This is a genomic window from Tenacibaculum sp. TB-56 (genome assembly GCF_059716275.2).
Map to the genome: position 1 here is coordinate 2,012,981 of NZ_CM201367.1, position 25,438 is coordinate 2,038,418.

28 protein-coding genes, 1 tRNA gene and 1 pseudogene are annotated in these 25,438 nt (G+C 32.6%); 12 read left to right on the plus strand and 18 right to left on the minus strand.

The genetic code is table 11. The features are described 5' to 3' along the window. Positions 1-31: 31 nt before the first annotated feature. The 3 genes from AC3VI6_RS09760 to AC3VI6_RS09770 all read left to right on the plus strand — a co-directional run bounded on the left by AC3VI6_RS09760 (position 32) and on the right by AC3VI6_RS09770 (position 2,716). The gene (locus tag AC3VI6_RS09760) at positions 32-532 is read left to right on the plus strand and encodes a GNAT family N-acetyltransferase (RefSeq protein ID WP_497706025.1); all 501 of its coding nucleotides are present in this window, start codon (positions 32-34) and stop codon (positions 530-532) included. Positions 533-615: 83 nt separating this feature from the next. Further along, positions 616-1,128, plus strand: a complete 513-nt coding sequence (locus tag AC3VI6_RS09765) for a DUF4442 domain-containing protein (protein ID WP_497706026.1) — start codon at positions 616-618, stop codon at positions 1,126-1,128. Further along, positions 1,085-2,716 (plus strand): ABC transporter substrate-binding protein, encoded by a 1,632-nt coding sequence (locus tag AC3VI6_RS09770; RefSeq protein ID WP_497706027.1) that lies wholly within the window; start codon positions 1,085-1,087, stop codon positions 2,714-2,716. The genes AC3VI6_RS09765 and AC3VI6_RS09770 overlap by 44 nt, the downstream gene beginning before the upstream one ends. Here the strand turns inward: AC3VI6_RS09770 and AC3VI6_RS09775 are convergent. Both AC3VI6_RS09775 and AC3VI6_RS09780 read right to left on the minus strand, forming a co-directional pair. Then, on the minus strand, positions 2,713-3,066 hold the full coding sequence (locus AC3VI6_RS09775; protein WP_497706586.1) for a hypothetical protein: 354 nt from the start codon (positions 3,064-3,066) through the stop codon (positions 2,713-2,715). The genes AC3VI6_RS09770 and AC3VI6_RS09775 overlap by 4 nt on opposite strands. Before the next feature lie 19 nt (positions 3,067-3,085). Continuing rightward, positions 3,086-3,811 (minus strand): AAA family ATPase, encoded by a 726-nt coding sequence (locus tag AC3VI6_RS09780; RefSeq protein ID WP_497706028.1) that lies wholly within the window; start codon positions 3,809-3,811, stop codon positions 3,086-3,088. 108 nt (positions 3,812-3,919) lie between these two features. Here AC3VI6_RS09780 and AC3VI6_RS09785 point away from each other — a divergent pair, with 108 nt between their 5' ends. Continuing rightward, entirely contained in the window at positions 3,920-4,075 is a 156-nt protein-coding gene (locus AC3VI6_RS09785; RefSeq protein ID WP_497706029.1) for a hypothetical protein, read from the plus strand. A 33-nt stretch (positions 4,076-4,108) separates the two neighbouring features. On the opposite strand, the gene AC3VI6_RS09790 is transcribed toward AC3VI6_RS09785, so the two are convergent. From AC3VI6_RS09790 to AC3VI6_RS09825, 8 genes are all read right to left on the minus strand, one after another. Continuing rightward, the gene (locus AC3VI6_RS09790; RefSeq protein WP_497706030.1) at positions 4,109-5,251 is read right to left on the minus strand and encodes a geranylgeranyl reductase family protein; all 1,143 of its coding nucleotides are present in this window, start codon (positions 5,249-5,251) and stop codon (positions 4,109-4,111) included. Between the two features lie 56 nt (positions 5,252-5,307). Further along, on the minus strand, positions 5,308-6,321 hold the full coding sequence (locus AC3VI6_RS09795) for an endonuclease/exonuclease/phosphatase family protein (protein WP_497706031.1): 1,014 nt from the start codon (positions 6,319-6,321) through the stop codon (positions 5,308-5,310). Further along, positions 6,322-7,182: a rhomboid family intramembrane serine protease gene (locus AC3VI6_RS09800; protein WP_497706032.1), complete on the minus strand. Its 861-nt coding sequence runs from the start codon at positions 7,180-7,182 to the stop codon at positions 6,322-6,324. 30 nt (positions 7,183-7,212) lie between these two features. Continuing rightward, positions 7,213-7,938 carry a rhomboid family intramembrane serine protease gene (locus tag AC3VI6_RS09805; RefSeq protein ID WP_435254463.1) on the minus strand — a complete coding sequence of 242 codons (726 nt, stop codon included), beginning with the start codon at positions 7,936-7,938 and terminating at the stop codon, positions 7,213-7,215. Positions 7,939-7,946: 8 nt separating this feature from the next. Further along, the gene (mutL, locus tag AC3VI6_RS09810) at positions 7,947-9,797 is read right to left on the minus strand and encodes a DNA mismatch repair endonuclease MutL (protein WP_497706033.1); all 1,851 of its coding nucleotides are present in this window, start codon (positions 9,795-9,797) and stop codon (positions 7,947-7,949) included. A 4-nt stretch (positions 9,798-9,801) separates the two neighbouring features. After that, entirely contained in the window at positions 9,802-10,080 is a 279-nt protein-coding gene (locus tag AC3VI6_RS09815; protein WP_274633535.1) for a riboflavin synthase subunit beta, read from the minus strand. Between the two features lie 177 nt (positions 10,081-10,257). Further along, positions 10,258-10,764: a 6,7-dimethyl-8-ribityllumazine synthase gene (gene ribH / locus AC3VI6_RS09820; protein ID WP_274633536.1), complete on the minus strand. Its 507-nt coding sequence runs from the start codon at positions 10,762-10,764 to the stop codon at positions 10,258-10,260. Then, positions 10,764-11,546: a tetratricopeptide repeat protein gene (locus tag AC3VI6_RS09825; RefSeq protein WP_497706034.1), complete on the minus strand. Its 783-nt coding sequence runs from the start codon at positions 11,544-11,546 to the stop codon at positions 10,764-10,766. The genes ribH and AC3VI6_RS09825 overlap by 1 nt, the downstream gene beginning before the upstream one ends. A gap of 114 nt (positions 11,547-11,660) precedes the next feature. On the opposite strand from AC3VI6_RS09825, the gene recF reads away from it, so the two are divergent. Then, a complete protein-coding gene (recF, locus tag AC3VI6_RS09830) occupies positions 11,661-12,740 on the plus strand; it encodes a DNA replication/repair protein RecF (protein WP_497706035.1) in 1,080 nt (359 codons plus the stop codon). 35 nt (positions 12,741-12,775) lie between these two features. Then, positions 12,776-13,072: a DciA family protein gene (locus AC3VI6_RS09835; protein WP_497706036.1), complete on the plus strand. Its 297-nt coding sequence runs from the start codon at positions 12,776-12,778 to the stop codon at positions 13,070-13,072. Positions 13,073-13,082: 10 nt separating this feature from the next. Here AC3VI6_RS09835 and AC3VI6_RS09840 read toward each other — a convergent pair whose 3' ends face one another. The 3 genes from AC3VI6_RS09840 to AC3VI6_RS09850 all read right to left on the minus strand — a co-directional run bounded on the left by AC3VI6_RS09840 (position 13,083) and on the right by AC3VI6_RS09850 (position 15,428). Next, entirely contained in the window at positions 13,083-13,721 is a 639-nt protein-coding gene (locus AC3VI6_RS09840; protein WP_497706037.1) for a YdeI/OmpD-associated family protein, read from the minus strand. A gap of 170 nt (positions 13,722-13,891) precedes the next feature. Beyond that, the gene (locus AC3VI6_RS09845; protein ID WP_440069483.1) at positions 13,892-14,311 is read right to left on the minus strand and encodes a nucleoside-diphosphate kinase; all 420 of its coding nucleotides are present in this window, start codon (positions 14,309-14,311) and stop codon (positions 13,892-13,894) included. Positions 14,312-14,420: 109 nt separating this feature from the next. After that, entirely contained in the window at positions 14,421-15,428 is a 1,008-nt protein-coding gene (locus tag AC3VI6_RS09850) for an alkaline phosphatase D family protein (protein WP_497706038.1), read from the minus strand. Between the two features lie 81 nt (positions 15,429-15,509). Here AC3VI6_RS09850 and AC3VI6_RS09855 point away from each other — a divergent pair, with 81 nt between their 5' ends. The 5 genes from AC3VI6_RS09855 (at position 15,510) to AC3VI6_RS09875 (ending at position 19,515) form a co-directional block, all read left to right on the plus strand. Further along, positions 15,510-16,538, plus strand: a complete 1,029-nt coding sequence (locus AC3VI6_RS09855; protein WP_497706039.1) for a DHH family phosphoesterase — start codon at positions 15,510-15,512, stop codon at positions 16,536-16,538. Further along, entirely contained in the window at positions 16,528-17,079 is a 552-nt protein-coding gene (gene gldI / locus AC3VI6_RS09860; protein ID WP_497706040.1) for a gliding motility-associated peptidyl-prolyl isomerase GldI, read from the plus strand. The genes AC3VI6_RS09855 and gldI overlap by 11 nt, the downstream gene beginning before the upstream one ends. Next, on the plus strand, positions 17,066-17,791 hold the full coding sequence (gene bamJ, locus AC3VI6_RS09865) for a BamJ family beta-barrel-assembly machinery protein (protein WP_497706041.1): 726 nt from the start codon (positions 17,066-17,068) through the stop codon (positions 17,789-17,791). The genes gldI and bamJ overlap by 14 nt, the downstream gene beginning before the upstream one ends. Positions 17,792-17,884: 93 nt before the next feature. Further along, positions 17,885-18,934 carry a peptidylprolyl isomerase gene (locus AC3VI6_RS09870; protein WP_497706042.1) on the plus strand — a complete coding sequence of 350 codons (1,050 nt, stop codon included), beginning with the start codon at positions 17,885-17,887 and terminating at the stop codon, positions 18,932-18,934. Between the two features lie 2 nt (positions 18,935-18,936). Beyond that, positions 18,937-19,515, plus strand: a complete 579-nt coding sequence (locus AC3VI6_RS09875; RefSeq protein WP_299007126.1) for a phosphatase PAP2 family protein — start codon at positions 18,937-18,939, stop codon at positions 19,513-19,515. Between the two features lie 104 nt (positions 19,516-19,619). Here AC3VI6_RS09875 and AC3VI6_RS09880 read toward each other — a convergent pair. Further along, positions 19,620-19,704, minus strand: a tRNA-Ser gene (locus AC3VI6_RS09880). Between the two features lie 293 nt (positions 19,705-19,997). Here AC3VI6_RS09880 and aroC point away from each other — a divergent pair. Then, positions 19,998-21,059 carry a chorismate synthase gene (gene aroC / locus AC3VI6_RS09885; protein WP_497706043.1) on the plus strand — a complete coding sequence of 354 codons (1,062 nt, stop codon included), beginning with the start codon at positions 19,998-20,000 and terminating at the stop codon, positions 21,057-21,059. A 185-nt stretch (positions 21,060-21,244) separates the two neighbouring features. On the opposite strand, the gene AC3VI6_RS09890 is transcribed toward aroC, so the two are convergent. From AC3VI6_RS09890 to AC3VI6_RS09905, 4 genes and pseudogenes are all read right to left on the minus strand, one after another. Then, on the minus strand, positions 21,245-22,885 hold the full coding sequence (locus AC3VI6_RS09890; protein ID WP_497706044.1) for a pyruvate dehydrogenase complex dihydrolipoamide acetyltransferase: 1,641 nt from the start codon (positions 22,883-22,885) through the stop codon (positions 21,245-21,247). A gap of 3 nt (positions 22,886-22,888) precedes the next feature. Beyond that, positions 22,889-23,885 (minus strand): annotated as a pseudogene (gene pdhA / locus AC3VI6_RS09895) (pyruvate dehydrogenase (acetyl-transferring) E1 component subunit alpha). Between the two features lie 127 nt (positions 23,886-24,012). Next, positions 24,013-24,687 carry a hypothetical protein gene (locus AC3VI6_RS09900; RefSeq protein WP_497706045.1) on the minus strand — a complete coding sequence of 225 codons (675 nt, stop codon included), beginning with the start codon at positions 24,685-24,687 and terminating at the stop codon, positions 24,013-24,015. Between the two features lie 67 nt (positions 24,688-24,754). Beyond that, positions 24,755-25,420, minus strand: coding sequence for a M15 family metallopeptidase (locus tag AC3VI6_RS09905; RefSeq protein WP_497706046.1), 666 nt, complete (start codon positions 25,418-25,420; stop codon positions 24,755-24,757). Between the last annotated feature and the right edge of the window lie 18 nt (positions 25,421-25,438).

Here is a 25,438-nt window from a genome sequence, read left to right on the forward strand (position 1 = left end):
GTTTAAGGTTTGCAAAAGTACGATAATATTCATGATTTTTGAAACTAAAAGACTATTAGTTAGAAAATTAAAACATTCTGATTTAGAGGCGTTTTATGAGTTGGAAAGCAATCCGAAAGTATTGCAATACGCTACAGGTGAGCCTAAAAATTTAGAAGAAAGTAAGGAAGATTTAGAACAGTTGATAAAAAGTTATGACGATCCAACGAATGATTTTTGGATTTATGCAATAGAAAGAAAAACAGATAATGAATTTGTAGGTACTGTTGCTTTGGTAAAAGATGAAGAAGGAAATGATGAAATAGGTTATCGATTTATTGAACGTTTTTGGGGTAACGGTTTCGCAACTGAACTTTGTGAAGGATTAATACAATATTGTAAATCCATAGGAATGAAGAAATTGATTGGATGCGTGGTAGATGAAAATGTAGCATCGGCAAAAATTTTACAGCGATTTAATTTTGTGGTAATAGAGAAATTTATCAGTGAAGATATTGGTTTGCCAGAAACAAAATATGAATTGATTTTATGATAGTAGACACAACAATTTTCATATTATACAGTAATTATTACCACAAAACGGAAAGAGACTATGGTTTTAAACAATAAATAGGTATGTACGCGACAATTTCTAATTTTTTAAAGAAGTACCTAAAACAGAGTACTATTTTTAAGTACGGATTCAATATTTCTCCCATGTATAGAAGATCTACTGGGAAAATAAATTATGTTTCTGAAGACTTGTTGAAAGCACAAGTGAAAATTCCCATTACATACAAGAATAAGAATTATGTAGGGTCTATTTTTGGAGGGAGTTTATTTTCTGCTACAGATCCTGTTTTTATGATTCAATTAATGAATATTCTTGGAAATGACTATGTAGTTTGGGATAAAGAAGCGAGCATAAAATTTAAAATACCTGTAAAACAAGATGCTTATGTTGATTTTATTTTTTCTGAAAATGAAATAAAGCAAATAAAAGAACAGGTTAAAAACGAACAAGAAATCGATCTGATTAAAGAGATTAAAATAACCAACAAAGACGAATCTGTTGTTTTTGCTGAAGTATCTAAAACCATTTACATTGCAGATAAAACCTACTATAAAAATAAACGTAAGAAGAAATAAAGTTGTCGTATTATTAAGTTTATTGATTCTTTTTTCATGTGCTAAAAGGAAATCAAAATATACAGACAAACAAGTTTTCCGTTACAACGAACATTCTAATATTACTTCTCTTGATCCTGCTTTTGCAAAAGACCAGCGAAATATATGGGGGGTAAATCAGCTGTATAATGGATTGGTGGAATTAGATGATAGTTTGCAAGTAAAACCGTCTATAGCTAAAAGTTGGACAATTTCTGAAGATGGAAAAATCTATCAGTTTAAATTAAGAAATGATGTGCAATTTCACAAGCATATATTATTTGGAAAAGACTCTACAAGAAACGTTGTAGCAAAGGATTTTGAATATTCTTTTAATCGATTACTTGATAAAAATGTAGCATCTCCGGGAGGTTGGGTATTACAAAATGTTGCCAATTTTAAAGCTGAAAATGATTCAACTTTTACGATTAATTTAAAGCAACCTTTTCCACCTTTTTTAGGGCTGCTGGCTATGAAATATTGCTCGGTTGTACCAAGAGAAGCTATTGATTATTTTGGGAATGAGTTTAGAGCAAATCCGATAGGTACAGGACCTTTTCATTTTAAACTTTGGGTTGAAAATACAAAGTTGGTATTGAGGAAAAATCCACTCTATTTTGAAAAGGATGAAAATGGAAAACAGCTCCCGTATTTAGAAGCAGTAGCAGTTACTTTTTTACCAGATAAACAAAGTGAGTTTTTACAGTTTATTCAAGGAAATATAGATTTTATGAAGAGTTTAGACGCTTCGTATAAAGATGATATTTTAAATACTGACGGAACCTTAAAAGAGAAATATGCGGATAAGGTACGCATGCAAACAGGAGCATATTTAAATACAGAATATTTAGGAATTTATCTGGATGGAGAAGAGGAACATCCAACAAAATCAAAACTGATACGACAAGCCATGAATTATGGCTTTGATAAGGAGAAGATGATCAAGTTTTTGCGAAATGGAATTGGTACACCTGCTACAAGTGGATTTATTCCGAAGGGATTACCGTCTTTTAATAATCAACAAGGATATTCATATCAACCAGAAAAGGCGAAGAGGTTAGTATCACAATACAAAGAAGAGACAGGAGATGAGAATCCACAAATTACAATTACCACCAATAGTAATTATTTGGATTTATGTGAGTTTATTCAGCGAGAACTGCAAAAAATAGGTTTGCAAACCAACGTAGATGTAATACCACCATCAACTTTACGTCAAGGTAAGGCGAGTGGTAAGCTTCCTGTTTTTAGAGCGAGTTGGATTGCCGATTATCCAGATGCAGAAAATTATGTATCCTTATTTTACAGTAAAAACTTTACTCCAAACGGACCTAATTATACACACTTTAAAAATGAATTTTTTGATGCTTTGTACGAACAATCTATCAAAGAAGTTGATGTGTTAAAGCGTCGAAAGCTCTATCAACAAATGGATAGCATCATTATTGAAGAAGCTCCTGTAGTTCCGTTATATTACGATGAGGTGATTCGATTTACGCAAAAAAATGTACACGGTTTAGGTATCAATCCTATTGATTTGTTGGATTTAAGGAGAGTAAAAAAGGGCTAAATATCACTTTTCTCTTCGTTCCAGTAATAGCTGTCAGGATACACTCGTTCTCCAAATACAGCTGTTCCAACTCGTACGATAGTAGCACCTTCTTCAATAACAATTTCTAAATCGCCACTCATTCCCATAGAAAGTTCATTCATTTCTACATTGGGGATTTGAAGCGCTTTAATTTCTTCTTGAAGTTGTTTTAACTCCTGAACCTTATTTTCCCCGATAAGAGTTTCTCCTTGAGTAAGAGCGAAGTTAATTCTCTCAGGGGTTACGGTTTTGGTCGCTAATAATAAACGAACATCTTTAGGATTTCTGTTAGCTTTTTCACAGGCAAATTGTATTCGCTGATGAATAATGGGTAGTTATTTTTGAATATTATCCATTTACTAGTTGGCTTTTTAATTCTTCTTTTTCTATAATTTTATTTTTCAAAGTTCTGTAGGTGATATCTTTGGCTTCAGCATAAGAAATTCCGTATACAGGATTTATATCTCTAAATTCTTCTGGAAATTCTTGTAACAAAGCTTGATAATAAATATCTAAATCAGCATCACTAGGAGCCTCAAATTGTAATCTTAATTGAAAACGTCTTAACAAAGCAGTGTCAATAACACCAGAGTGATTGGTAGCAGCAACCAATAAAACATCGTTAGGTAATTGATCTATTAATTGAATAACAGTGTTGACCAATCGTTTCATTTCAGAAGAATCTTTACTGTCGTAATCACGAGCTTTACCTATGTAGTCAAATTCATCTAAAAATAATACAGCACTTTCTCGCGTCGCTTTTTTAAAAACATCAAAAATATTTTTAGCAGTTTCACCAAGTTTAGAAGAAACAATACTACCTAAATTTAAGGTGATTATTTTCTTATTTAGCGTTTTAGCAATGGCTTTTGCAGTTGTTGTTTTTCCACATCCGGTATGTCCAAATAACAATAATTTGTTGTCTACAGGTAATTTGTATTGGTTTAAAACAGCAACATGTTTAAACTCTTTTAAAAGTTGATTTAAAGAACTTCTGTTTTCCTTACTTAAATGAATTTTATGTAAGTCAATAGTTGTTTCATTCGAATGAAGAATAAAGTCGTGTATAGCCATTTTTGTTGTTTGTTTTTTGGATCAACAAATATACTAAGAGCTATCAAGAACAAGAAAGAGAACGATAGATTTAAGACAATCTTAAGATGAAATAAAAAAAGAAAGTAGGTGTTTTTTGAAGGGAAATCTCAACAAGAAATTTATATCTTAATCAATGAGTTTGAAGCTAAAATTTTTCAAGAGTTTAAAGAGAAAAACCTTAAACTAGATGAAGCGGCTAAAATTTATGCTGAGAAGAAAGGGGTAAAGTTGAAGTTTGTTTAAAAAAAGCAACCCTTTTAAGGCTGCTTTTCATTTTTAAGAAACTAAATTTTTAATTCGTTTCGCAATAGTTTTTTTAATGTCTTTAGGATAACTTCTATCTCCGTGAAAAACATCAGCCATAGCTTCGCTAAACTGCTGGCCGTATTTTTTTAATACAATATTTCGAATACTTTTTTGTTCATAAAACCATTTAGAAAGCCATAAACCAGTTTTTATTTCAGGAAGTAAGTTTTCTGATATTTTTTCCAAGTATAACTTTTCAGCTAATTCAGACTTTTTATTACTCTCAATTATAGCTTCAGCAGCCAATTTACCACTGTAAATAGCGTTAGAAATTCCTTCAGCTGTAATAGGATCAGCAAAACCAGCAGCATCACCAATTAAAAACACATTGTTTTTAACAAATCCGTCTGTACGAGGAGCAACAGGGATTTGAAAACCATGTTGTGATTCGCTAACAATATTTGTAATCCCTAATGTTTTTAAATATTCTTGGTAATATTCTTTTAAATTAATTTTTGTTCTTCTTGCGGAAGCAACTCCGATAGATAAATGTTTTTTCTTCGGAAAATTCCAAGCATAACCATAAGGAATAGCATCAATGTCTAAACGAACTTCTTTAGATAAACGTTCAAAATCTTCATCAGAAACTTCTACTTCATATTCTAGAGCAGGAATTAATTTACGGGTATCTTCTTTCCATCCTGCCATTTTAGCTGTAGGACTCAACGCACCATCTGCAGCGATAACAAAATTAGCAGTAAAATTGCCTTGAGAAGTTTCTAGAGTAATAATATCATCAGAAAAAGTTAATCCTTTTAATTTGTGGTTTTCTAGTAAAGTAGCTCCAAATTCTTTTGCCTTTTGAGTAATTAGATTGTCAAAAGAATCACGCATAATCATTGAGATAGTAGGCTCTTCTCTATGCGTCTTAAAGTGAAGTTTTTCTCCTAAATAAATATCAACAGTATGGAACTCTTTTTCAACGACCTCTTTAATATCAAAAGGTAAGTTTTTACGACCTCTAAAAACAAAACCTCCACCGCACGTTTTATAACGGGGTAAAGTTTCTTTTTCAATAATAACTGTTGAAATTCCTTTTTGAGCTAAGTAAAAAGCTGTTGAAGCTCCTGATGGTCCGCTACCAATAACAGCAACATCGTAGTGTTCTTTCATAGATTTATTTTTAATTCGGATAAAAATACATTTTTATTCCGTACAAAATAATAAATCTACCAGTGTAAACGAGTCATAATAGGATGATGATCAGATAATTCTAAATCGGTATACGTTTTAAAATGGTTGATAGTCGTGTTTTTGTCAGCCAAAATAAAGTCGATACGCATAGGGTAGATATATCGAAAAGATTTACCCATACCCATACCAGCTTCAATAAAAGCATCTTTTTTATCGGTAGCCAGTTGGTTGTATGCCCATGAATAGGCAGTGTTGTTAAAATCTCCGCAAATTACTTTTTTACCTTTCCAAGTGGCTTCGTGTTGAGTTATCAAATCAACCTGATCAACTTGTTTCACAAAACCATTTTCTAAGCGTTTAAATAAACGTTCAGAACTTTTTTCGCCAAAATTCTCTTTTTTCGGATTAAGTTTTAACGATTCTAAATGTACATTGTATACACGAACGGTGTCTTTTTTTACAACAATATCAACAAAAATAGTGTTGTTAGCACTGCTTTTAAAATTAAGAGAACCAGAGTTTATGATAGGGTATTTTGAGTAAATAGCTAATCCAAACTTATTTGTTTTTGTCTTAGTTTTTATGTACTTGTAAGGAAGTTTTATGTCTAAAAGCTTTGAGTTGTAAAACTCTTGAAAAGCAATTACATCTGGAGTTTTGTCATTAATGAACTTGTATATTTTTTGTTCGGTAGTTGCATCATTTTCATGTTTGTAATGATTAAACAAACGAACATTATAACTCATGATTTTTAAATCATTATTAAGTATAATTTCCTTATTCGTAAACTTAATTAGGGGAGTAGAAATAAACCATCCTATAATTAAAACAAGAAATGATAATAAAGCATTTTTATGAATTTTAATTAACCAATAAATAAAAAAGCAAATATTAGTAACAACTAGTAATGGAACAGTTAAACTAAAAACGGAAAGAAAAGGAATTGTTTTAGGAGAAATATATGGAAGCGCATACGAAAGCAATAAAACAGTTGCAAAAACTGAATTAATGAAAAATAAAAATTTATGAGCTATCGAATACTTTCTCATTTAGTTTTTTCCTTGTTTGAATAAAAATTCTTTTTCACTTTTACTAAGTGTATCGTAACCAGACTTGCTAATTTTATCTAAAATAGCATCAATATCTTGTTGATTTTGTGTTTTATTAGCGCTTTTTTTAGGAGTTTTGTTACCCGATTTATATATTGTTTTAAGTTTTGGTTCTTTTTTAGCAAAGAATTTTTTAATCGATTCAAAAATATCCAACTCTTTATTGCTGGCACTACGAACGTAGAAAAAACCAAATAAAGCACCGCCAATGTGTGCTAAGTGTCCACCCGCATTTCCCGCAGGAATTTGAATAATATCAATAGCTACCCATATACATGCCAATACCCACAATTTTACAAAACCAATTAAAGGAAACTTTAATTCATAATTAGGCATGTAGGTAGCAATACCTATAAAAATAGCTGAGATACCAGCAGAGGCTCCTAACAAAACACTATTACGAGCAACATTTTGTAAAGCAGGGAAAAAGTTATAGCTAGCTATAAAAATAATCCCTCCAAATACAGTTCCTAACAAGTAAAAACTAAGTAGTTGTTTGGGCGTAAAATACTGTTGAAATAAATACCCAACATAAAACAAAGCAATTAAGTTTAATAAAATGTGTAAAAAGCTCGTGTGTAAAAAACCATAGGTAATAAGAGTCCATGGTTTGGTGATAAAATCGTTAAAATTGGCAGGCAAAGCAAACCATTCAACAATAAAGTTAGTTTTAGATTGGAATAAAAACCCAAAGGTATTAGTGATAAAAACCAATAAAAATACAGCAAGGTTTACATAAATAAGCTTTTCAACTACCCCTGCGTGTTTAAATCTATATTTTAAGTTATCTAGTATGTTCATTACACATAGCTTCTTTATAAAAATACTAAATTAATGAAATCTGAATTGATTTTTCTTCCAGTACCACGCTATAATAAAACCAATAATAGCTCCACCAACATGGGCAAAATGCGCAATATTACCAATCGAATAACTCGTCATTCCGAAGAATAAATCACTCAAAATAATTAACGGAATAAAGTATTTTGCTGCTATTGGAACAGGGAAGAAGATCAAAGCTAGTTTAGCGTTAGGATAGGTTAATCCGAAAGCTACCAAGACACCGTAAACTGCACCTGAGGCACCAACAGCTGGAGAATTGTATAAGCTGTAAAATTCACTCATTTCTTTGTTAGAAAGTGTGATTAAGCTATCGTTATACCTTCCCATATCTAAAATTTGTTGTATTTCAGCAGGCGATACTCCCATACCGATTAATTGCTCATAAATTCCGTTAAACTGATAGTAATTGGCAAGTGTATAAATTAATCCAGCTCCAATTCCTGCAGAAAAATAAAAGAATAAAAACTTATTTCTACCCCACATTTGTTCTAACGGAGTACCAAAAGCCCATAAACCATACATGTTAAAAAGTAAATGTGCAGGACCTCCATGCATAAACATATGCGTAATATATTGCCAAAAACCAAAATGCTCATTTGCAGGATAATGCAAAGCAAACAAATTGGTTAAATCCATATTTAATAACTGCGGAGCAAAAAATAGAATCACGTTAATGATTATTAAATGCTTTATGGCTTGTGTTAATCTAGGCATACAATTTTTTATTTATTGAAAATGGCATCAATTTCATTTAAAGACAAGGTCTTAAAAGTTGGTTTGCCAAATGGTGAAATAGTCGGTTCTTTACAAGAAAACAGATTGTTAACTAAATTTTCTTGCTCTTTCATATTTAAAGAAGTACCAGTTTTTATAGCTAATGATTTAGCAAAAGATTTAGCCATTACATCAAAGTGGCTAAAGCTAGTATCGGGCACTTCTAATTTTATATCGTCTAATAACTGTTCTAAAATTAGCGTTATTTGACTTTCAGTTATTGAAGTTGGAATTCCTGCAATAACCACACTTTCTTTTGTGAATTCATCAAACATAAAACCAGCACTTTCTAAATCAGATTTTATACTGTAAATCATTTCAATATCTGATGAAGAAAATGAAATATTTACAGGAAATAGTAATTGCTGACTGCTAGCTTCTTTAACGGTAATATTCTCTAAAAATTCTTCATACAAAACACGTTGATGTGCTAAAGATTGATGAATTAATACCACTCCTGATTTTATAGAGCTCAACAAATATTTCTTTTGAATTTGAAAAGTTTTTCCTGTCTCAGTTTCTTGTTGAGTTTCAAAAAGTTGTTCTTGTTGAATAGGTTCAACAGTATCTATATTTGTATATAAAGCTTCCCAACTACCTGTATCTTTTTTAAAGTTTGATTGATAGCTGTGTGTACTAACGCTTTTAGAAGAACCATTGGTAGGAGGTTCTTTGTAGCTAGTTTCCGTTTTAAACGGGTTAAAAGTAGGATCTACTGTTATCGGTGGAATAGAAGAACCGCTTTTTTTGCTATAGTCATATGGAGTATCTAAAGTAGCATCTCTATCGAAATCCAATACAGGAGCAACATTGTATTGCCCTAAACTATGTTTTACCGTAGCGCGTAAAATAGCATATAGAGCCTTTTCGTTGTCAAATTTAATCTCCGTTTTTGTTGGATGAATATTGATATCAATCGTATTTGGTGGTACTTCTAAATACAAGAAATACGACGGATGTGCTCCTCCTTCCAACAAACCTTCAAACGCATTCACAACTGCGTGATTCAAATACGAACTTTTGATAAAACGATTGTTGACAAAAAAGAATTGTTCACCACGTTTTTTCTTAGCGAATTCAGGTTTAGCTACAAATCCGTTTACGGTAATAATATCAGTTTGTTCATTAATTGGAACTAACTTTTCATTCATTTTAGTTCCAAAAATAGCTACGATACGTTGACGAAGATTACTCTTTTTTAAGTGGTAAACTTCGTTATTGTTATGGTGTAGTAAAAAAGTAATATTCGGATGTGCTAAAGCAACACGTTGAAATTCATCAATAATATGACGAGTTTCAATAGTATCTGACTTTAAAAAATTTCGACGGGCAGGAATGTTAAAAAATAAATTTTTAACAGCAATGCTTGTTCCTTTTGCTGTCGAAACTACTTCTTGAGAAACGATTTCACTACCTTCAATTTTTATTTGTGTACCTAATTCATCTTCTTCCTGTTTGGTTTTTAGCTCAACATGAGCAATAGCAGCTATTGAGGCTAAAGCTTCACCACGGAATCCTTTAGTGTTTAGGTTGAATAAATCTTGCGCATCTTTAATTTTAGAAGTTGCGTGACGTTCAAAACTCAAACGAGCATCAGTAGGACTCATTCCTTTACCATCATCAATTACCTGAATTAAAGTTTTTCCAGCATCTTTTAATAATAAAGTGATTGAAGTAGCGCCTGCATCAATAGCGTTTTCAATCAATTCTTTTACTACAGAAGCGGGGCGTTGTACCACTTCACCGGCAGCAATTTGATTTGCAACATGATCAGGAAGTAACTGTATGATATCTGACATTTAGTTATTTTTTAGGGAAAAAGATTGAAAGATCAAAATCGATAATGAACAAGAAAATAAGCGTTAAAATCAATGCGATAATTACGATTGTTTTATTAAATCGGTATCCTGACTCTTTAAGATCGTCTAAAGCAGCATTGAATTTTCCTTTTAAATTCTTCTTCTTTCCAATAGTAGTTCTATACTGATCAAACTTTTGTTTTATCTCATAAGGATTCCCTTCTCCTTGATAATAACGAGGTTTGTAATCGAACTTTTTATTTTCTCTTTTGATAAATCCCATAAAAATGTTGCTTCATTAATAGCTTATGTGTAACAAAAATCACACCAAATAAGTCCAAATTCAAAGTTACTGAATTATAGAGAGGTGGTCAAAAATTGTGGATAAATTAAAGTTAAAAAAGAAGCGAGAAACCTTTTTAAGATTTCTCGCTTTTTTATGCTGTTCTTTTTTAAGAAATTAAAATCCTAATGAGTTAGATGTGCGCTCTTGGTTTTTAATAGCAGCCATTTTAATAGCAGCTACAGCGCATTCAATTCCTTTGTTCCCTAATTTTCCGCCAGAACGATCAAGTGATTGTTGTTTAGTATTATCAGTCAACACACAGAAAATTACAGGAACATCGTACTTAATGTTTAAATCTACAATTCCTTGTGTTACCCCTTCGCATACAAAATCGAAATGCTTTGTTTCACCTTGAATAACGTTTCCAATTGCGATAATAGCATCTAATTTTTGAGTTTCAATCATTTTTTTGCATCCGTACACCAATTCAAAACTACCAGGAACGTCCCAAGAAATAATATTTTCTTGTTCAGCACCACAGTCTACTAAAGTTTCAATAGCACCTTTATGAAGGTTTTGAGTGATTTCAGGATTCCATTCTGAAACAACAATCCCAAATCGAAAAGATTTCGCATTTGGGATTGAAGCTTTATCGTAATAAGATAAATTTGTTGTTGCCATTACTGAGCGTATTTTGCGCTGTTGATATATTTTTCAATATCTCTTCCTTGATCAGAATCAGCGTATTTTTCTTTAATGGTTGTGTATAATTTTTCAGCTTTACTGTACTCTTTTAAATCCATAGCGATTTGAGCCGCTTTGAATAAGAATAAAGGAGTTGTAAATTGATTGTCTTTTTTGTTGGCTGCTTGTTGGTAGTAATCGAAAGCTTCTTTTGGTTGGTTGATGTCTGCAAAAGCATCACCAATAGCACCTAAAGCAGTAGGACCTAATAATTCGTCGTCAGATTTAAAGCTGCTTAAATAGTTGATAGCTTCTTCATACTTTTTCATTTTTAAGTAAGAAATACCAGCATAATAGTTTGCTAAGTTACCTGCATTTGTACCGCTAAATTGATCAGCAATATCAATAAAACCGTATTTTCCATCACCACCTTCTAAACCTAATGTGTATAAAGAATCTGCAATAGCACCTGCAGATGTATTTGCTTTATCGAAGAATGTACGAGGGTACGCTAATTCATTTGAAGCTTCTTGTTGTGTGGGTTCAGCAATAAATTTATTATAAGCTAAGTACACTAAAATTAAAGCTGCAATAGCTACCAATCCGTAAAATAATGGCTTGCTGTTTTTCTCAATCCATTCTTCTGATTTGTTTGCAGTTTCGTCTAAAGTATTAAATACTTCAGCGGTAGTACTTTGCGTTTCATCAAATGTTTCTTCTACTTCTTGTGTAACCTTTTCTTTCTTAGGTTTATAACCTCTTTTCTTGTATGTAGCCATAGTTGCTTAAAAAATTAGTGGCGACAAAAATAGTTTTTTTAATTGGATTTTAAAAGTCGTTTTTTCGTAAATTTTCGATAATTTGCGCATTCTTTTTTGAAACAACGCTTATTCATGTATTTGCAAAAAATATCATTGGTTAACTTTAAGAATATCGAATCGCAAACTTTTGATTTTCAAAAGAAAATAAATTGTTTTGTGGGGAATAATGGTATTGGTAAAACCAATATATTGGATGCAATTTATTACCTGTCTTTTGCTAAAAGTTACTTCAATTCTATAGCTGGACAGAATATTCGTCATGGTCAAGAATTTTTTATGATTGAAGGCGATTATTTACTGCATGATAGACAAGAGAAGATTATTTGTTCTTTAAAAAGAGGGCAAAAAAAGGTGTTGAAGCGTAACGGTAAAGCCTACGAAAAGTTTTCTGAACATATTGGGCAATTACCACTTGTAATTATTTCTCCTGCGGATAGAGATTTAATTGTTGAAGGAAGCGAAACGCGTCGTAAGTTTATTGATGGCGTAATTTCGCAACAAGACAAACAGTATTTACAAGCTTTAATCTCGTACACAAAGATTGTAAGTCAACGAAATGCCTTGTTAAAGTATTTCGCAGCAAACAGAACGTTTGATGCGTTGAACCTTAAAGTGTACGATGAACAGTTGATTGAATACGGAACGATTATTTATAATAAACGAAAAGTATTTTTAGAAGCATTTGTTCCTATTTTTAATGCAAAGCATCAAATTATTTCTGGAGCGAATGAAGAGGTGAATTTGCGTTATAAAAGTCAGTTGCATGATATGTCTTTAGAGTTGTTGTTGCAACAAAATTTAGAGAAAGATAAAATTTTGCAGTATACATCGGCAGGGATTCATAAAGATGATTTAAGTTTTGAAATAGGAGAGCATCCGATTAAGAAATTTGGATCCCAAGGACAGCAAAAATCATATTTAATAGCGTTAAAGTTAGCGCAATTTGAGTTTATTAAACAGCAATCTAACGTAACACCAATTTTGTTGTTAGATGATATTTTTGATAAGTTAGATGAAAATAGGGTAGCTCAAATTGTAGATTTGGTAAATAGTGATGAGTTTGGACAAATTTTTATTACTGACACCCATGCAGAACGCACAGAGGATGTGATTAAGCAGAGTAACCAAGAATATCAGATTTTTAAATTATAATGGCGTTGCTAGGAGCAAGGCGCAAAGTAAAGTAAATGGCTAAAAGAGAAAATGATAGTTTTTCGTTAAAAGACTTAATGGGAAGTTTTATTGAGGAGAATAATTTAAAAAAAGGGTTTCAAAAAATTCAAATAGATGAGGCTTGGGCGAAATTAATGGGTGCAGGAGTTGCTTCATATACAAGTGAGGTAAAGCTACAAAACGGAACCTTAATTGTTCGTTTGTCTTCTTCTGTGTTGCGTGAAGAGTTAAGTTATGGAAAAGACAAGATTGTTCGTATGATTAACGAAGAAATGGGAGAAGATCTTGTTAAAAAGTTGATGTTGGTGTAGATTTACTTTTTTAAGAGTTAAGTTGCTTGTGAGAGCCATCGCAGTTAGGCATTCTTTTAGAAAGTCCGCAAACGCAATCATTCAACCCTTTACCATTTAAAATTCTATTAGTACAGCTTTTAATTCTTGCTGTTCGTGTTTTAGCTTGCTTAGGTTTAGAGAAATGTAAGAGGTAACCTCTTTGTCTTCCCGGAGTTAAATTGTTAAAAGCATTTTTTAAAGTTACATCTTCAAAGGCCTCTGTTAGTTCTTTAGGAACCTCAAAGTCAGTAGTTTTTTTCATGGCAACTTCTAAGCCAGCTTTTTCAATTTCTATTGCTTCAAAAATATATTGTTTTATAATGGGTTTTTGATTTGCAATTTCTGTAAGGTTTGTAAATCTTATTTGACGAGCAGCTTGAACATTTTCTGTTATTTTCACCAGTACTTTATGAGAGTCTGATAATAAAGCGCCTTTAACAAAACCTAAAGCACAATAATTTTTAAAATCTTGTAGTAACACAATATTCTTTTTTTGAAAAGTATAGCAAGGGTGCATCCATTTATAATCTTCTATAAGGTTACATTCAAGAGCTATTTTTCTTAATAGTTTTATTTCTTTCTGCCATTTTTCAAGATTTTTTATATAATCATCAACTTTTGAATTCATCTTTTTCGGTTTTCTTTTTAAGAAACTATTGAAGACTAAGGTATAGCATTTTGAAGGAATTGTGTTGGGAATTAAGCGTAAAAAAAACTCGCTACATAAAAATGTAACGAGTTTTTAATATCTATAATTCTAAGAATCTAGCGATCTGAAAATCTAGTAATCTAAATAGATTAAAACATTTCTCTTCCTGAAAAATGGAAAGCACCTTCGATAGCTGCGTTCTCATCAGAATCAGAACCGTGTACTGCATTTTCACCGATAGAAGTAGCGTATAACTGACGGATAGTTCCTTCAGCAGCTTCAGCTGGGTTAGTAGCACCGATTAAAGTTCTAAAATCTTCAACAGCGTTATCTTTTTCTAAAATAGCAGCGATGATTGGTTCACGAGTCATAAACTCAACTAATTCACCAAAGAAAGGACGCTCGCTGTGTACTCCGTAAAAAGTTTCAGCATCACGCTTAGTCATTTGAGTTTTCTTCATAGCTACGATTCTAAATCCTGCAGCATTAATTTTTTCTAAAATTGCACCAGTGTGTCCGTTTTCAACAGCATCTGGTTTAATCATTGTAAAAGTTCTATTTGTTGCCATTATTAAATGTAATAATTATCAATAAAATGATAAATTCCTTAATTGTTGTTGTTTACACAAACTTTGTGTAAATCGGCGCAAAAATACACTTTTTAATGTTATCTACAAGTTAAGGGTATATTTCGTTGATTTCTTGTAAGATAGCTCCATCTTTACCGCGCATTTGTAAGGTAGCTTTTTTAGTTTTTAAGTCTAAAATTAACGTACCATAGCTTAAAGAGTTTACAACTCTTCCAATTCGGTAGCCATTTTTTTCAGAAGTAAAAGAAGAATACGCATGTGTTAAACCGCTTGAAGTGAAATCAATAACTGGGTATTTTAATCCTTCGACAGTTGTTTTAGAAAACTCTGAAATATGTCTATCTCCTGAAAGAAGAATAACATTTGTCTTTGTTGATTTTTTGATTAGGCCGAACAATTTATCCACTTCGTGTGGAAAGTTGCCCCATTTTTCAAAACCATGTTCTTTTGATAATATTTGAATACTGCTTACAACTACAGTGAAAGTAGCAGTAGAGTTGGTAAGCTCGTCTGTAAGCCATTTCCATTGTGTGTCCCCTAAAATAGTACCTTCGTTATAGTTGTTTGGTTGAAAACGTTGTCCGTTAGTTCCCTTAGTTAAAGCGGTTCTGAAGTAGCGTGTGTCAAGTACAATTACTTTAACATCTCCATTTTTGGTATTAAATGTTTTTGAGTGGTAAACACCTTTTTGTTTTCTTCTTGGAGAGTCATTCGGAACATCTAAAAAATCTAAAAATAACTGCTGACTTTCATCTTTCATCACAAATTCTACTCCAGCATCGTTTTTACCATAATCATGATCATCCCAGGTAGCAAGTATAGGAGTTGTAGAACTTAATTCTTTGTAACCTTTTATGTTTTTTTGAGTTTTATACATGCGTTTCATTTTACGCATATTGTTGGTGTCGGCATAAATATTGTCACCTCCCCAAATCCATACATCGGGTTGTAATGAAACGATATTTTGCCAAAAAGGATTGTCAAGTTTTTGGTTATTGCACGATCCAAAAGCAATGGTGAAATTTTCTTGTCCAAATGAAGTGATAGAAAAAGTAAGTAATAGTATAAATGAAATTACAGATTTCATAAATGTCATGATGTTTTAATTTTTATGCGAAGAAACAAAAAGAAAAGCTTAAAAAGGTTAATAAAGCATTAATTTGTATCTTCGCCACTTATGATTTTAAAGCACTTTACAGAACTAAAGCAATTTTTATCACAACCTAGAAATATTGTGATTATAGGACATAGAAATCCTGATGGAGATGCAATAGGCTCAACCTTAGGGTTAAAACATTATTTGGATAAAAAAGGGCATACTACTCAAGTGTTGATGCCAAATGAATATCCTGATTTTTTACATTGGGTTCCGGGTTCAGAAACAGTAAAGCGTTTTGATAGGCAAAACAAGCAATCTGTTAAAGCTTTAGCAAAATCAGAGATCGTTTTTTTATTAGATTTTAATGCTTTGCATAGGGTTGGAGATGATATGCAAAATACCTTAGAGCAATATGAAAATGAATTTGCATTGATAGATCATCATCAACAACCAGATGAATTTATGTACATGTATTCAGATACTTCAATGTCTTCTACTTGTCAAATGGTCTATAATTTCATAGAAATGATGGGTGATGTTGAGTTGATAGATAAAAATATTGCTACTTGTTTGTATACGGGTATTATGACGGATACTGGTTCTTTCCGTTTTCGTTCTACAACGAGTACAACCCACAGAATCATAGCTCATTTAATAGATAAAGGAGCTGAAAATGATAGAATTCACAGTAATGTGCATGATTCGAACTCGTACAATAGGTTGTTGTTGTTAGGGCAAGCTTTGAGTAATATGAAGGTGTTGCCAGAATATAAAACAGCATTTATAACACTAACGGAGGAGGAAAAGAGAAGGTTTAATTACGAAAAAGGAGATACAGAGGGAGTTGTTAATTATGCACTATCTTTGAAAGGAATTGTATTTGCTGCTATTTTTATTGAAGATGAAGAGCAAGGAATTATAAAAATATCTTTTAGGTCTAAAGGGAATTTTTCAGTAAATCAGTTTGCTCGTAACTATTTTAATGGAGGAGGGCATGACAATGCTGCAGGTGGAAGAAGTGATGAAAGTATGGAAGATACGATAGCAAGATTTAAAACGTTATTAACTTCGTATCAACAAGAACTACAAAATTCGTATGAAGCATAAAACAATACTTTTTATTCTTATAACTTTAGTGGTGGTGGTTGCGTGTGAAAAACCTGAAGCAAGAAGACCTAAGCAACACGGTACAACAAATTTTTATGATGAAGTTCTGAAAGAGAATAAAAAATTAAACGCTTTAGAAAAAGAGCGTTTAGAAAAATGGATTTCTCAAGATACAATTGCAGAGTATAAAACTTCACCTCATGGTTTTTGGTATACTTATGTTACAAAAGATACTTTAGGGTTAAGTAGTCCTGAACCAGAAGATGTAGTTTTGTTATCATATAGTATTTCAGATATGAGCAACGGACTTATTTATGAAAGAAGAGAAAAAACTTATAAAGTAGATAAAGAAGATTTTATTCCTGCATTACAAGAAGGAGTAAAGTTGATGAAAAAAGGAGAAACTATTACATTTGTAATTCCATCATATAGAGCTTTTGGAGTTACAGGTGATGGAAATAAAATCGCTGTTAATCAGCCAATACAAAGCACAGTAACACTAATCGATATTAAATCAAAAAAAGACAATGAAATTAACTAATATTTTAGCAGCTACGGTAGTAGGTTTATCAGTTGTATCTTGTAGCAACGGCCAATTCCAACAAAAAAGTTCATTAGCAACAGAGGTAGATTCTGTAAGCTATGCTTTAGGGTTAGATATGGCAAATAAAATTAAAGAAAACTTTGACGATATGGATCAAGGTTTATTCGTTCAAGGTTTTAAAAACGGAATGGATTCTACCAACTTATTAATAGAGTCAAAAGACATCAATAATATTTTAAGAATATTCTTTCAAAAGAAACAACATGAAAGAATGAAAGAAATGCAAGAAGAGCAAGCTAAAAAAGCAGAAGTTGAGTTTGGTGATAACAAAAAAGCAGGAGAAGAGTTTTTAGCAGAAAACAAAACTAAAGACGGAGTACAAACTACTGAAAGTGGTTTGCAATACATCGTTTTAAAAGAAGGTGAAGGAGAGGCTCCTACTGCAAGCTCTAGAGTTAAGGTTCATTATCACGGTACTTTAACTGACGGAACTGTTTTTGATAGTTCAGTTGAAAGAGGAGAGCCAAGTGAGTTTGGAGTAGGTCAGGTAATTAAAGGGTGGACAGAAGGTTTACAGTTAATGAAACCAGGAGCAAAATATAAGTTTTTTATTCCTCAAGAGTTAGCTTACGGAGCACAACAAAGAGGACAACATATCAAGCCTTTTTCAGCTTTAGTTTTTGAAGTTGAGTTATTAGAGTTAAAATAAAATAAAACTCAAAAGGTTGATAATTAATTAGGTTAGCACTAGTTGTTAACCTAATTAATTGTTTATAAAAGTAATTTTTTTAAAAACAAATTAATGAAACTATTTAAAATTCTACTATTAGCATCAGTATTGTTTACGTCATGTAAAACAACAAAATATTCTGATTTAGAAAATGGATTATATGCTGATATTCAAACCAATAAAGGTGATATTTTAGTGAAGTTATTTGATAAAGATGTGCCTATGACGGTGGCTAATTTTGTAGCTTTAAGTGAAGGAACGCACCCTAAAATGACCGATTCTTTAAAAGGAACTCCTTTTTATGATGGGGTTGTATTTCATAGGGTGATTAAAGATTTCATGATACAAGGAGGAGATAGAACTGGTAAAGGAAGTGGAGATGCAGGGTATACTTTTCCTGATGAATTTACTACAGATGAAGAAGGGGAGCTATTACATAAGCATGATGGACCAGGTGTTTTATCTATGGCTAACTACTCAAGGCCAGTAACAAACTCTAGTCAGTTTTTTATTACACATAAAGCGACTCCTTGGTTAGATAATGGACATTCTGTTTTCGGACGTGTTTTAAAAGGTCAAATGGTGGTAGATACTATCCAAAAAGGGGATGTTATTAATAAAGTAGAGATTCTAAGAATAGGAGAGAATGCAAAAAAATTCGATGCACCCTTAGTGTTTGAGCAAGAGTTAGCAAATGCAGAGAAGATGGAGGTAGAGCGTAAACAAAAATTAGAAGAGCTAAAAAAGAAATACCAAGAAGAGCAAGGAATTAACGATGCAATTACTACTAATTCAGGATTAAAAATTTTATCGTTACAAAAAGGAAATGGGAAAAAAGTAAATCCAGCTTTGCCTACCACTGCACATTATACATTATATTTAACAGACGGAAGAAAAATAGATTCTAGTTTAGATAAAGGTGAAGCTTTTGTTTTTACAGTTGACGATGAAAATTTTCCGTTAATAGCTGGTTGGAAAGAAGGAGTGAAAACGATGAGAGAAGGAGATAAAGTACGTTTGTTTATTCCTCATTATTTAGGATATGGAGACCAAAGAATGGGGCCAATTCCTCCTAAATCAGATTTAATTTTTGAAATAGAAGTTTTAAAAGTAGGAAAGTAGTTTTGATAGAAAATATTATACAAAAAGATAAAGAGCTTTTAATTTATCTTAATAATTTAGGAAGTGAGCAATGGGATGGTTTTTGGATAACAATAACCAATCAGTTTACTTGGACTCCTTTATTTGTTTTTGTGCTTTTTTTAGTGTTTAAGCAATTTGGATGGAAAAAAGGTTTGTTTACAGTCTTGTTTATAGCTGTTATCGTAGCTTTTTCTGATCAGTTTACGAACTTAATAAAAAACACTACCGAAAGAGTAAGGCCTTGCAATGCAGAGGGTATAAAAGAGTATTTACGCCAAATAAAATACAGATCTGGCGGGTATAGCTTTTGGTCAGGACACGCGTCATTGTCAACCACAGTAACAACGTTTATGATTTTATTGTTAAGAAAGCATTTTAAGATGATTTACTTAATGATTTTATTCCCTTTAATATTCGGTTATAGCCGTATTTATTTAGGAGTGCATTTCCCTGTAGATGTAACAACAGGGTATGTTACAGGAATCATATTAGGAACATTGTTTTACTTCGGGTATTCTGCCCTAGAAAAGAAATTAAGTTTAGTAAAAGAACAAGAGTAGTATAAGAATTTAAATACTTATTAAAATCAAAAAAAGCTTACGTAATTGTAAGCTTTTTTTCTTTAATCCCCTAAAAAAAAACCGAAGCTTTCACTTCGGTTTTGCGGAGAAAGAGGGATTCGAACCCCCGGACCTGTTACAGTCAACGGTTTTCAAGACCGCCGCATTCGACCACTCTGCCATTTCTCCTGAGCGTCTCATCAGATATTCCCTGATTGCGGGTGCAAATATATGACCTTTTTTCAATTCTAAAAAAGTTTTTACCTACTTTTTTTAAGTTTTTTTCAATCAAAAAGTAAAGGTAATTATAACGCTTTTGCAATCAGTAAGTTTGCTTTAATTTGAAGAAAGAAAAAATATAGTTTTTTTATTGAAGCTTATGATGAGCTACATAAAACAGTAGGTTTATTGAGAAATAATAGATTTTTAAATGTAGTTTTTCTTGTAAAATAACTCTACCTTCGTTCTTAAATTTATTAAGTATGTTTAATTCGTTTGGAAATATTTTAAAACTGACTACTTACGGAGAATCTCACGGAGTGGCAATAGGAGGTGTTATTGATGGATTCCCTGCGGGAATGAAAGTAGATTTTGAAGCAATTCAATATGAATTAGACCGTCGTAAACCAGGTCAGTCTAAAATTGTAACACAACGAAAAGAGCCAGATACAGTTGAGTTTTTATCGGGAATTTTTGAAGGTGTTACTACAGGAGCTTCTATTGGTTTTGTAATTAAGAATACAAACCAGAAGAGTAAAGATTACAATCATAATACTGACGTTTATCGTCCTTCACATGCTGATTATACCTACGACAAAAAATATGGTATTAGAGATCATAGAGGTGGAGGAAGAACCTCTGCGCGTGAAACTGCCAATTGGGTAGTAGCTGGAGCGTTGGCAAAACAGTTAATCAATCACATAAATATTAATGCATTTACCTCGTCTGTAGGTGATGTATTTATGATGAAACCGTACCAAGATTTAGATTTTTCAAAAACAGAAAGTAATATAGTTCGTTGTCCTGATGAACAATCTGCTGAAATCATGATTGATAAAATCAATGAAATACGTAAAGCTGGTGATACTATTGGAGGAACTATTACCTGTGTGGCACAAAATGTACCTGCGGGGTTAGGAGAGCCTATTTTTCATAAACTCCATGCTGAGTTAGGAAAGGCAATGTTATCTATAAATGCAGTAAAAGGATTTGAGTTTGGAAGTGGTTTCTGCGGAGCGAAAATGAAAGGTTCTGAACATAACGATATTTTTAATCCAGACGGAACAACTCAATCTAATTTGTCAGGAGGTATTCAGGGAGGAATTTCTAATGGAATGGATATTTACTTCCGTGTAGCATTCAAACCGGTGGCTACCATCATGCAAAATCAAGCAACAATAAACTCAAAAGGAGAAGCTACCGATATTCATGGAAAAGGACGCCACGATCCTTGTGTGGTGCCAAGAGCAGTGCCTATTGTAGAGGCGTTGACAGCTTTGGTACTAGCGGATTTTTGGTTGTTAGACAGAACTAGGAGAATATAAATTAAAGATGGGCATTGTTCAGTTTTTTTGTTTATCAAACCTTTTCTTTAATTACGATTAAATGTTTATGGATAATTTTAAGCTGAACTTCTAAAGTTGACAAATATCAAATCAATCTAACAAGCTTGTTTTAATAAAAAAGCTCACCATTAGGTGAGCTTTTTCTATATCTGTTTATTGAAAAACTATGCTAACATCGTAACAGGGTTTTCAATATACGTTTTTAAAGTTTGTAAAAACTGAGCCCCAACAGCACCGTCAACCGTTCTGTGGTCACATGCTAAGGTTAATTTCATTGTGTTACCTACAACGATTTCTCCGTTTTTAACTACTGGTTTTTGTACAATAGCACCTACCGACAAAATAGCAGAGTTAGGTTGGTTAATAATTGAAGTAAAACTTTCAATACCAAACATTCCTAAGTTAGAAACCGTAAATGTACTTCCTTGCATTTCTGCAGGAGTAATTTTCTTAGTTCTAGCTTTACCAGCTAAATCACGTACTGCAGCACCAATTTGTGTTAAACTTAAAGCGTCTGTATGTTTAACTACTGGTACTACTAGGCCTTCATCTACAGCGACTGCAACACCTACGTTAATATGACTGTGGAATAACGTATCGTTATCTGTCCAGCTAGTATTTACTTGTGGGTGCTTTTTTAATGCCATTGCACATGCCTTTACTACCATATCGTTGAAAGATATTTTAGTATCAGGAATTGCATTAATGGTTTTACGAGAAGCCATTGCGTTGTCCATATCTACTTCAATATTTAAGTAGAAGTGAGGAGCAGAGAATTTAGAATTACTTAATGCCTTCGCAATCGCTTTACGCATTTGAGAATTCTTAACTTCTGAAGTATTTTCTTCTTCAGCAATAGCAAAATTAGTTACAGCTGATGGAGTAGAAGCAGTACTTGTAGCTACAGGAGCTTCAACTTTTGCTGCTGGCGTGTAATTTTCTACATCTTTTTTAACGATACGACCGTTTTCTCCAGAACCTTTAACCTCTGCTAAATTGATTCCTTTGTCTTTTGCTATTTTCTTAGCTAAAGGAGATGCAAAAATTCTTCCTCCACTAGTATTTGATGCAGTTGCTACAGGAGTAGTTACTGTTTCTGTTTTATTTTCTGCTACGGCTTTAGGAGCTTCCTCTTGTGTTTCAGTAGAAGCAGCGCTTGTTAAAGTACCAGCTTTGTGTGCATCAACCAATGAAGAAACATCAGTTCCAGCTTCACCAATAATAGCTAATAAACTGTCTACAGGAGCGCTTTCACCTTCTTGAACACCGATATGTAATAAAGTTCCTTCGTTGAAAGACTCGAATTCCATGGTAGCTTTATCCGTTTCGATTTCAGCTAGAATATCACCTTCTTCAACTTTGTCTCCTACTTTTTTCAACCAAGAAGCAACAGTACCTTCAGTCATCGTATCACTTAAACGAGGCATCGTAACAACTTTTACTCCTTCAGGAATAGTTGTGTTTGAACTTGCTGCTTTAGGCTCTTCAACTTTAGGAGCTTCTTCTGTTTTTGCTTCTGCAGGAGCCGAAGTATTTCCTCCGTTTAATAATCCAGAAATATCTTCACCTTCTTCGCCAATAATAGCTAATAGGCTATCAACAGGGGCTGTTTCACCTTCTTGAACTCCGATATGTAATAAGGTACCTTCGTGAAAAGATTCAAACTCCATCGTAGCTTTATCGGTTTCGATTTCAGCTAAAATATCACCTTCTTCAACTTTGTCACCTACTTTTTTCAACCAAGAAGCTACCACTCCTTCTTCCATCGTATCGCTTAAGCGAGGCATGTTTATAATTGTAGCCATAGTTTACTTAGATTTTATAAATGGATAATCTTCTTGTTCGTATACCATATCGTATAATTGATTTAATTCTGGATATGGAGATTCTTCAGCGAATTTTTCACATTCCTTTACTAAATCTTTTACTTCTTTATCAATCGCTTTGATTTCATCTTCAGTAGCATAATTGTTTTCTTTGATGATATCTAAAACTTGAGTGATAGGATCTATTTTTTTGTACTCTTCAACTTCTTCTTTAGTACGGTAATGTTGCGCATCAGACATAGAGTGACCTCTATAACGATACGTTTTCATTTCTAAGAAAGTCTGGACCGTCACCACGACGAGCTCTTTGAATAGCTTCGTCAACTGCTTCAGCAACTTTGATAGGATTCATTCCGTCAACAGGTCCACAAGGCATTTCGTATCCTAAACCTAATTTCCAAATATCAGTGTGATTTGCAGTTCTTTCAACTGAAGTACCCATAGCGTATCCGTTGTTTTCAACAATAAATATTACAGGTAATTTCCAGTTCATTGCCATGTTAAAAGTTTCATGTAAAGAACCTTGACGAGCAGCTCCATCACCAAAATAACATAAAGTAACAGCATCGCTACCTTTGTATTTATCTCCAAAAGCAATACCAGCACCTAAAGGAATTTGTCCACCTACAATTCCGTGACCACCATAAAAACGGTACTCCTTAGAGAAAATATGCATTGAACCACCCATACCGTGTGAAGTACCAGTAGCTTTACCATATAACTCTGCCATAACACGTTTTGGATCTTCACCCATACCGATTGGTTGTACGTGGTTACGGTATGCAGTAATCATTTTATCCTTAGTCAAATCCATTGCATGTAATGAACCTGCTAAAACAGCCTCTTGACCGTTATATAAGTGTAAAAAACCTCTTACTTTTTGTTGAATGTAAACAGCTGCTAGTTTATCTTCAAACTTTCTCCAAAATAGCATATCTCTATACCAGTTGATATAGGTTTCTTTGGTGATTTTCTTCATTATATATTAGTTGTTTATTTTAAAGTTTGTTTATTAAAAAACGTAGCTACAAAAGTAAGTAGTTTTTAGTAATTTAAAAAAGGGTTATTCATAAAAGTTATGATAAGTTTTTTTGAACTTTTACGATTTATTTTTCTTTTGCAACAATGATTGTAGCTTTTGCTCCTGTAGCTAAGTTCCATTCATTTGATGAAATTAGCATACCTGAATCATTGTAAATTTTAAAAGCAGCAGTATTAGGACCGGAAGTTCCTTGGTTTAGGGCAACAATTTTTATGGTGTTAATACCTTCATCTAAAGGAAGGTTGAAAGACTGATAACGTTGTTGAAGTGTTAGGTTACTTACAACAGGTACGTCATTTATATAGATGGTTACTCTGTCTCCATCAGGATATTGGTAATCTCTACAAATAATATTTACACTACCACTTTTTGTTCTGAAACTTCCTAAATCTTGATCAATAACAGGGTATTGATACATTCCGTTTACTTGTTTAAAAGCTTTTAGGTGTCGTTCTTCGGCAATTTTAGCTCTTGTTAAAATTCCTTTATTCTCAAACTCACTTTTAGCTCGTTGTTTTTCAAGTTCTTTTTGTAGGTCGTTATGTGCAGTTTTAAAACCACTATCATTATTAAAATCTAAGCTCTTAGGTTTAGTAACTTCTTTTGCAGGCGCAGTAATAATTCCGAAGGAAGTATTTCCTTTTTCTTTACCGCCTATTGTACCATCCATTTGAGCAACAACATTAGATGTTATGCTGAATAAAAAAATGATAGCGAGTGTTGGTATAATTTTCATCATTGCAAAAAAACTAAACAAATATAATGCCGATTTTTAAGAGATTCTTTTAATAAAGAGTTAAAACTAATTATTTTACAGGGAAATCAAAAAAAGTTTTAGGGAAAGGTTCACCTCTAAGAGTAAAATGCCACCATTCTTTACTGTAAGACCTGAATCCATGTTTATTCATAACTTTTTGTAGTAATTGTCTGTTCTTTTTTTGTTGATCAGAAAGGTTTTCGTAGGTAATATGAGATGAAATTCCAAAGAAATCATACGGACTTCCCATGTCTAATTCTTCTCCAGTTTCTAAATTGATGATGGTAAGGTCAACAGTACTACCTCTAGAATGTCCTGATTTAGAAGAAATATATCCTTTTTTAAACAGATGACGCTTGTTTATTTTTGGGTAGTATTGTTGTTTCATTAAAGTATCGTTAACTACTCGAGCCCATCTTACAAAATGATTAACGGCTGTTTGTGGGCGATACGCATCGTAAATTTTTAATCCTAAGTTTTTGCTAGCTAACTCATCTTGTACTTTTTTCAAGGCTTCAGCAGTAGGAGTGGTAGCAATCAATATATTTTCTTCGTATCCATTAACTGGAACCCCCATAAAGTTGTTGTTGTAGCAATACCTTAATTCAGCTTGTATTGTGGGAGAAATATCATTAATATATGAAAAACCTTTAGGTAAATTTTGAGAGTGAACTCCTAAAGAAGTTAGTAGTACTAAAGTTAAAATCCATTTCATAGAGTGAGGGTAAAAGGG

Coding starts and splice junctions, on each gene's coding strand:
- AC3VI6_RS09760 (WP_497706025.1), top strand. CDS start 32: ATGATTTTTGAAACTAAAAGACTATTAGTTAGAAAATTAAAACATTCT.
- AC3VI6_RS09765 (WP_497706026.1), top strand. CDS start 616: ATGTACGCGACAATTTCTAATTTTTTAAAGAAGTACCTAAAACAGAGT.
- AC3VI6_RS09780 (WP_497706028.1), bottom strand. CDS start 3,811: ATGGCTATACACGACTTTATTCTTCATTCGAATGAAACAACTATTGAC.
- AC3VI6_RS09790 (WP_497706030.1), bottom strand. CDS start 5,251: ATGAAAGAACACTACGATGTTGCTGTTATTGGTAGCGGACCATCAGGA.
- AC3VI6_RS09795 (WP_497706031.1), bottom strand. CDS start 6,321: ATGAGAAAGTATTCGATAGCTCATAAATTTTTATTTTTCATTAATTCA.
- AC3VI6_RS09800 (WP_497706032.1), bottom strand. CDS start 7,182: ATGAACATACTAGATAACTTAAAATATAGATTTAAACACGCAGGGGTA.
- AC3VI6_RS09805 (WP_435254463.1), bottom strand. CDS start 7,938: ATGCCTAGATTAACACAAGCCATAAAGCATTTAATAATCATTAACGTG.
- mutL (WP_497706033.1), bottom strand. CDS start 9,797: ATGTCAGATATCATACAGTTACTTCCTGATCATGTTGCAAATCAAATT.
- AC3VI6_RS09815 (WP_274633535.1), bottom strand. CDS start 10,080: ATGGGATTTATCAAAAGAGAAAATAAAAAGTTCGATTACAAACCTCGT.
- ribH (WP_274633536.1), bottom strand. CDS start 10,764: ATGGCAACAACAAATTTATCTTATTACGATAAAGCTTCAATCCCAAAT.
- AC3VI6_RS09825 (WP_497706034.1), bottom strand. CDS start 11,546: ATGGCTACATACAAGAAAAGAGGTTATAAACCTAAGAAAGAAAAGGTT.
- recF (WP_497706035.1), top strand. CDS start 11,661: ATGTATTTGCAAAAAATATCATTGGTTAACTTTAAGAATATCGAATCG.
- AC3VI6_RS09835 (WP_497706036.1), top strand. CDS start 12,776: ATGGCTAAAAGAGAAAATGATAGTTTTTCGTTAAAAGACTTAATGGGA.
- AC3VI6_RS09840 (WP_497706037.1), bottom strand. CDS start 13,721: ATGAATTCAAAAGTTGATGATTATATAAAAAATCTTGAAAAATGGCAG.
- AC3VI6_RS09845 (WP_440069483.1), bottom strand. CDS start 14,311: ATGGCAACAAATAGAACTTTTACAATGATTAAACCAGATGCTGTTGAA.
- AC3VI6_RS09850 (WP_497706038.1), bottom strand. CDS start 15,428: ATGACATTTATGAAATCTGTAATTTCATTTATACTATTACTTACTTTT.
- AC3VI6_RS09855 (WP_497706039.1), top strand. CDS start 15,510: ATGATTTTAAAGCACTTTACAGAACTAAAGCAATTTTTATCACAACCT.
- gldI (WP_497706040.1), top strand. CDS start 16,528: ATGAAGCATAAAACAATACTTTTTATTCTTATAACTTTAGTGGTGGTG.
- bamJ (WP_497706041.1), top strand. CDS start 17,066: ATGAAATTAACTAATATTTTAGCAGCTACGGTAGTAGGTTTATCAGTT.
- AC3VI6_RS09870 (WP_497706042.1), top strand. CDS start 17,885: ATGAAACTATTTAAAATTCTACTATTAGCATCAGTATTGTTTACGTCA.
- aroC (WP_497706043.1), top strand. CDS start 19,998: ATGTTTAATTCGTTTGGAAATATTTTAAAACTGACTACTTACGGAGAA.
- AC3VI6_RS09890 (WP_497706044.1), bottom strand. CDS start 22,885: ATGGCTACAATTATAAACATGCCTCGCTTAAGCGATACGATGGAAGAA.
- AC3VI6_RS09900 (WP_497706045.1), bottom strand. CDS start 24,687: ATGATGAAAATTATACCAACACTCGCTATCATTTTTTTATTCAGCATA.
- AC3VI6_RS09905 (WP_497706046.1), bottom strand. CDS start 25,420: ATGAAATGGATTTTAACTTTAGTACTACTAACTTCTTTAGGAGTTCAC.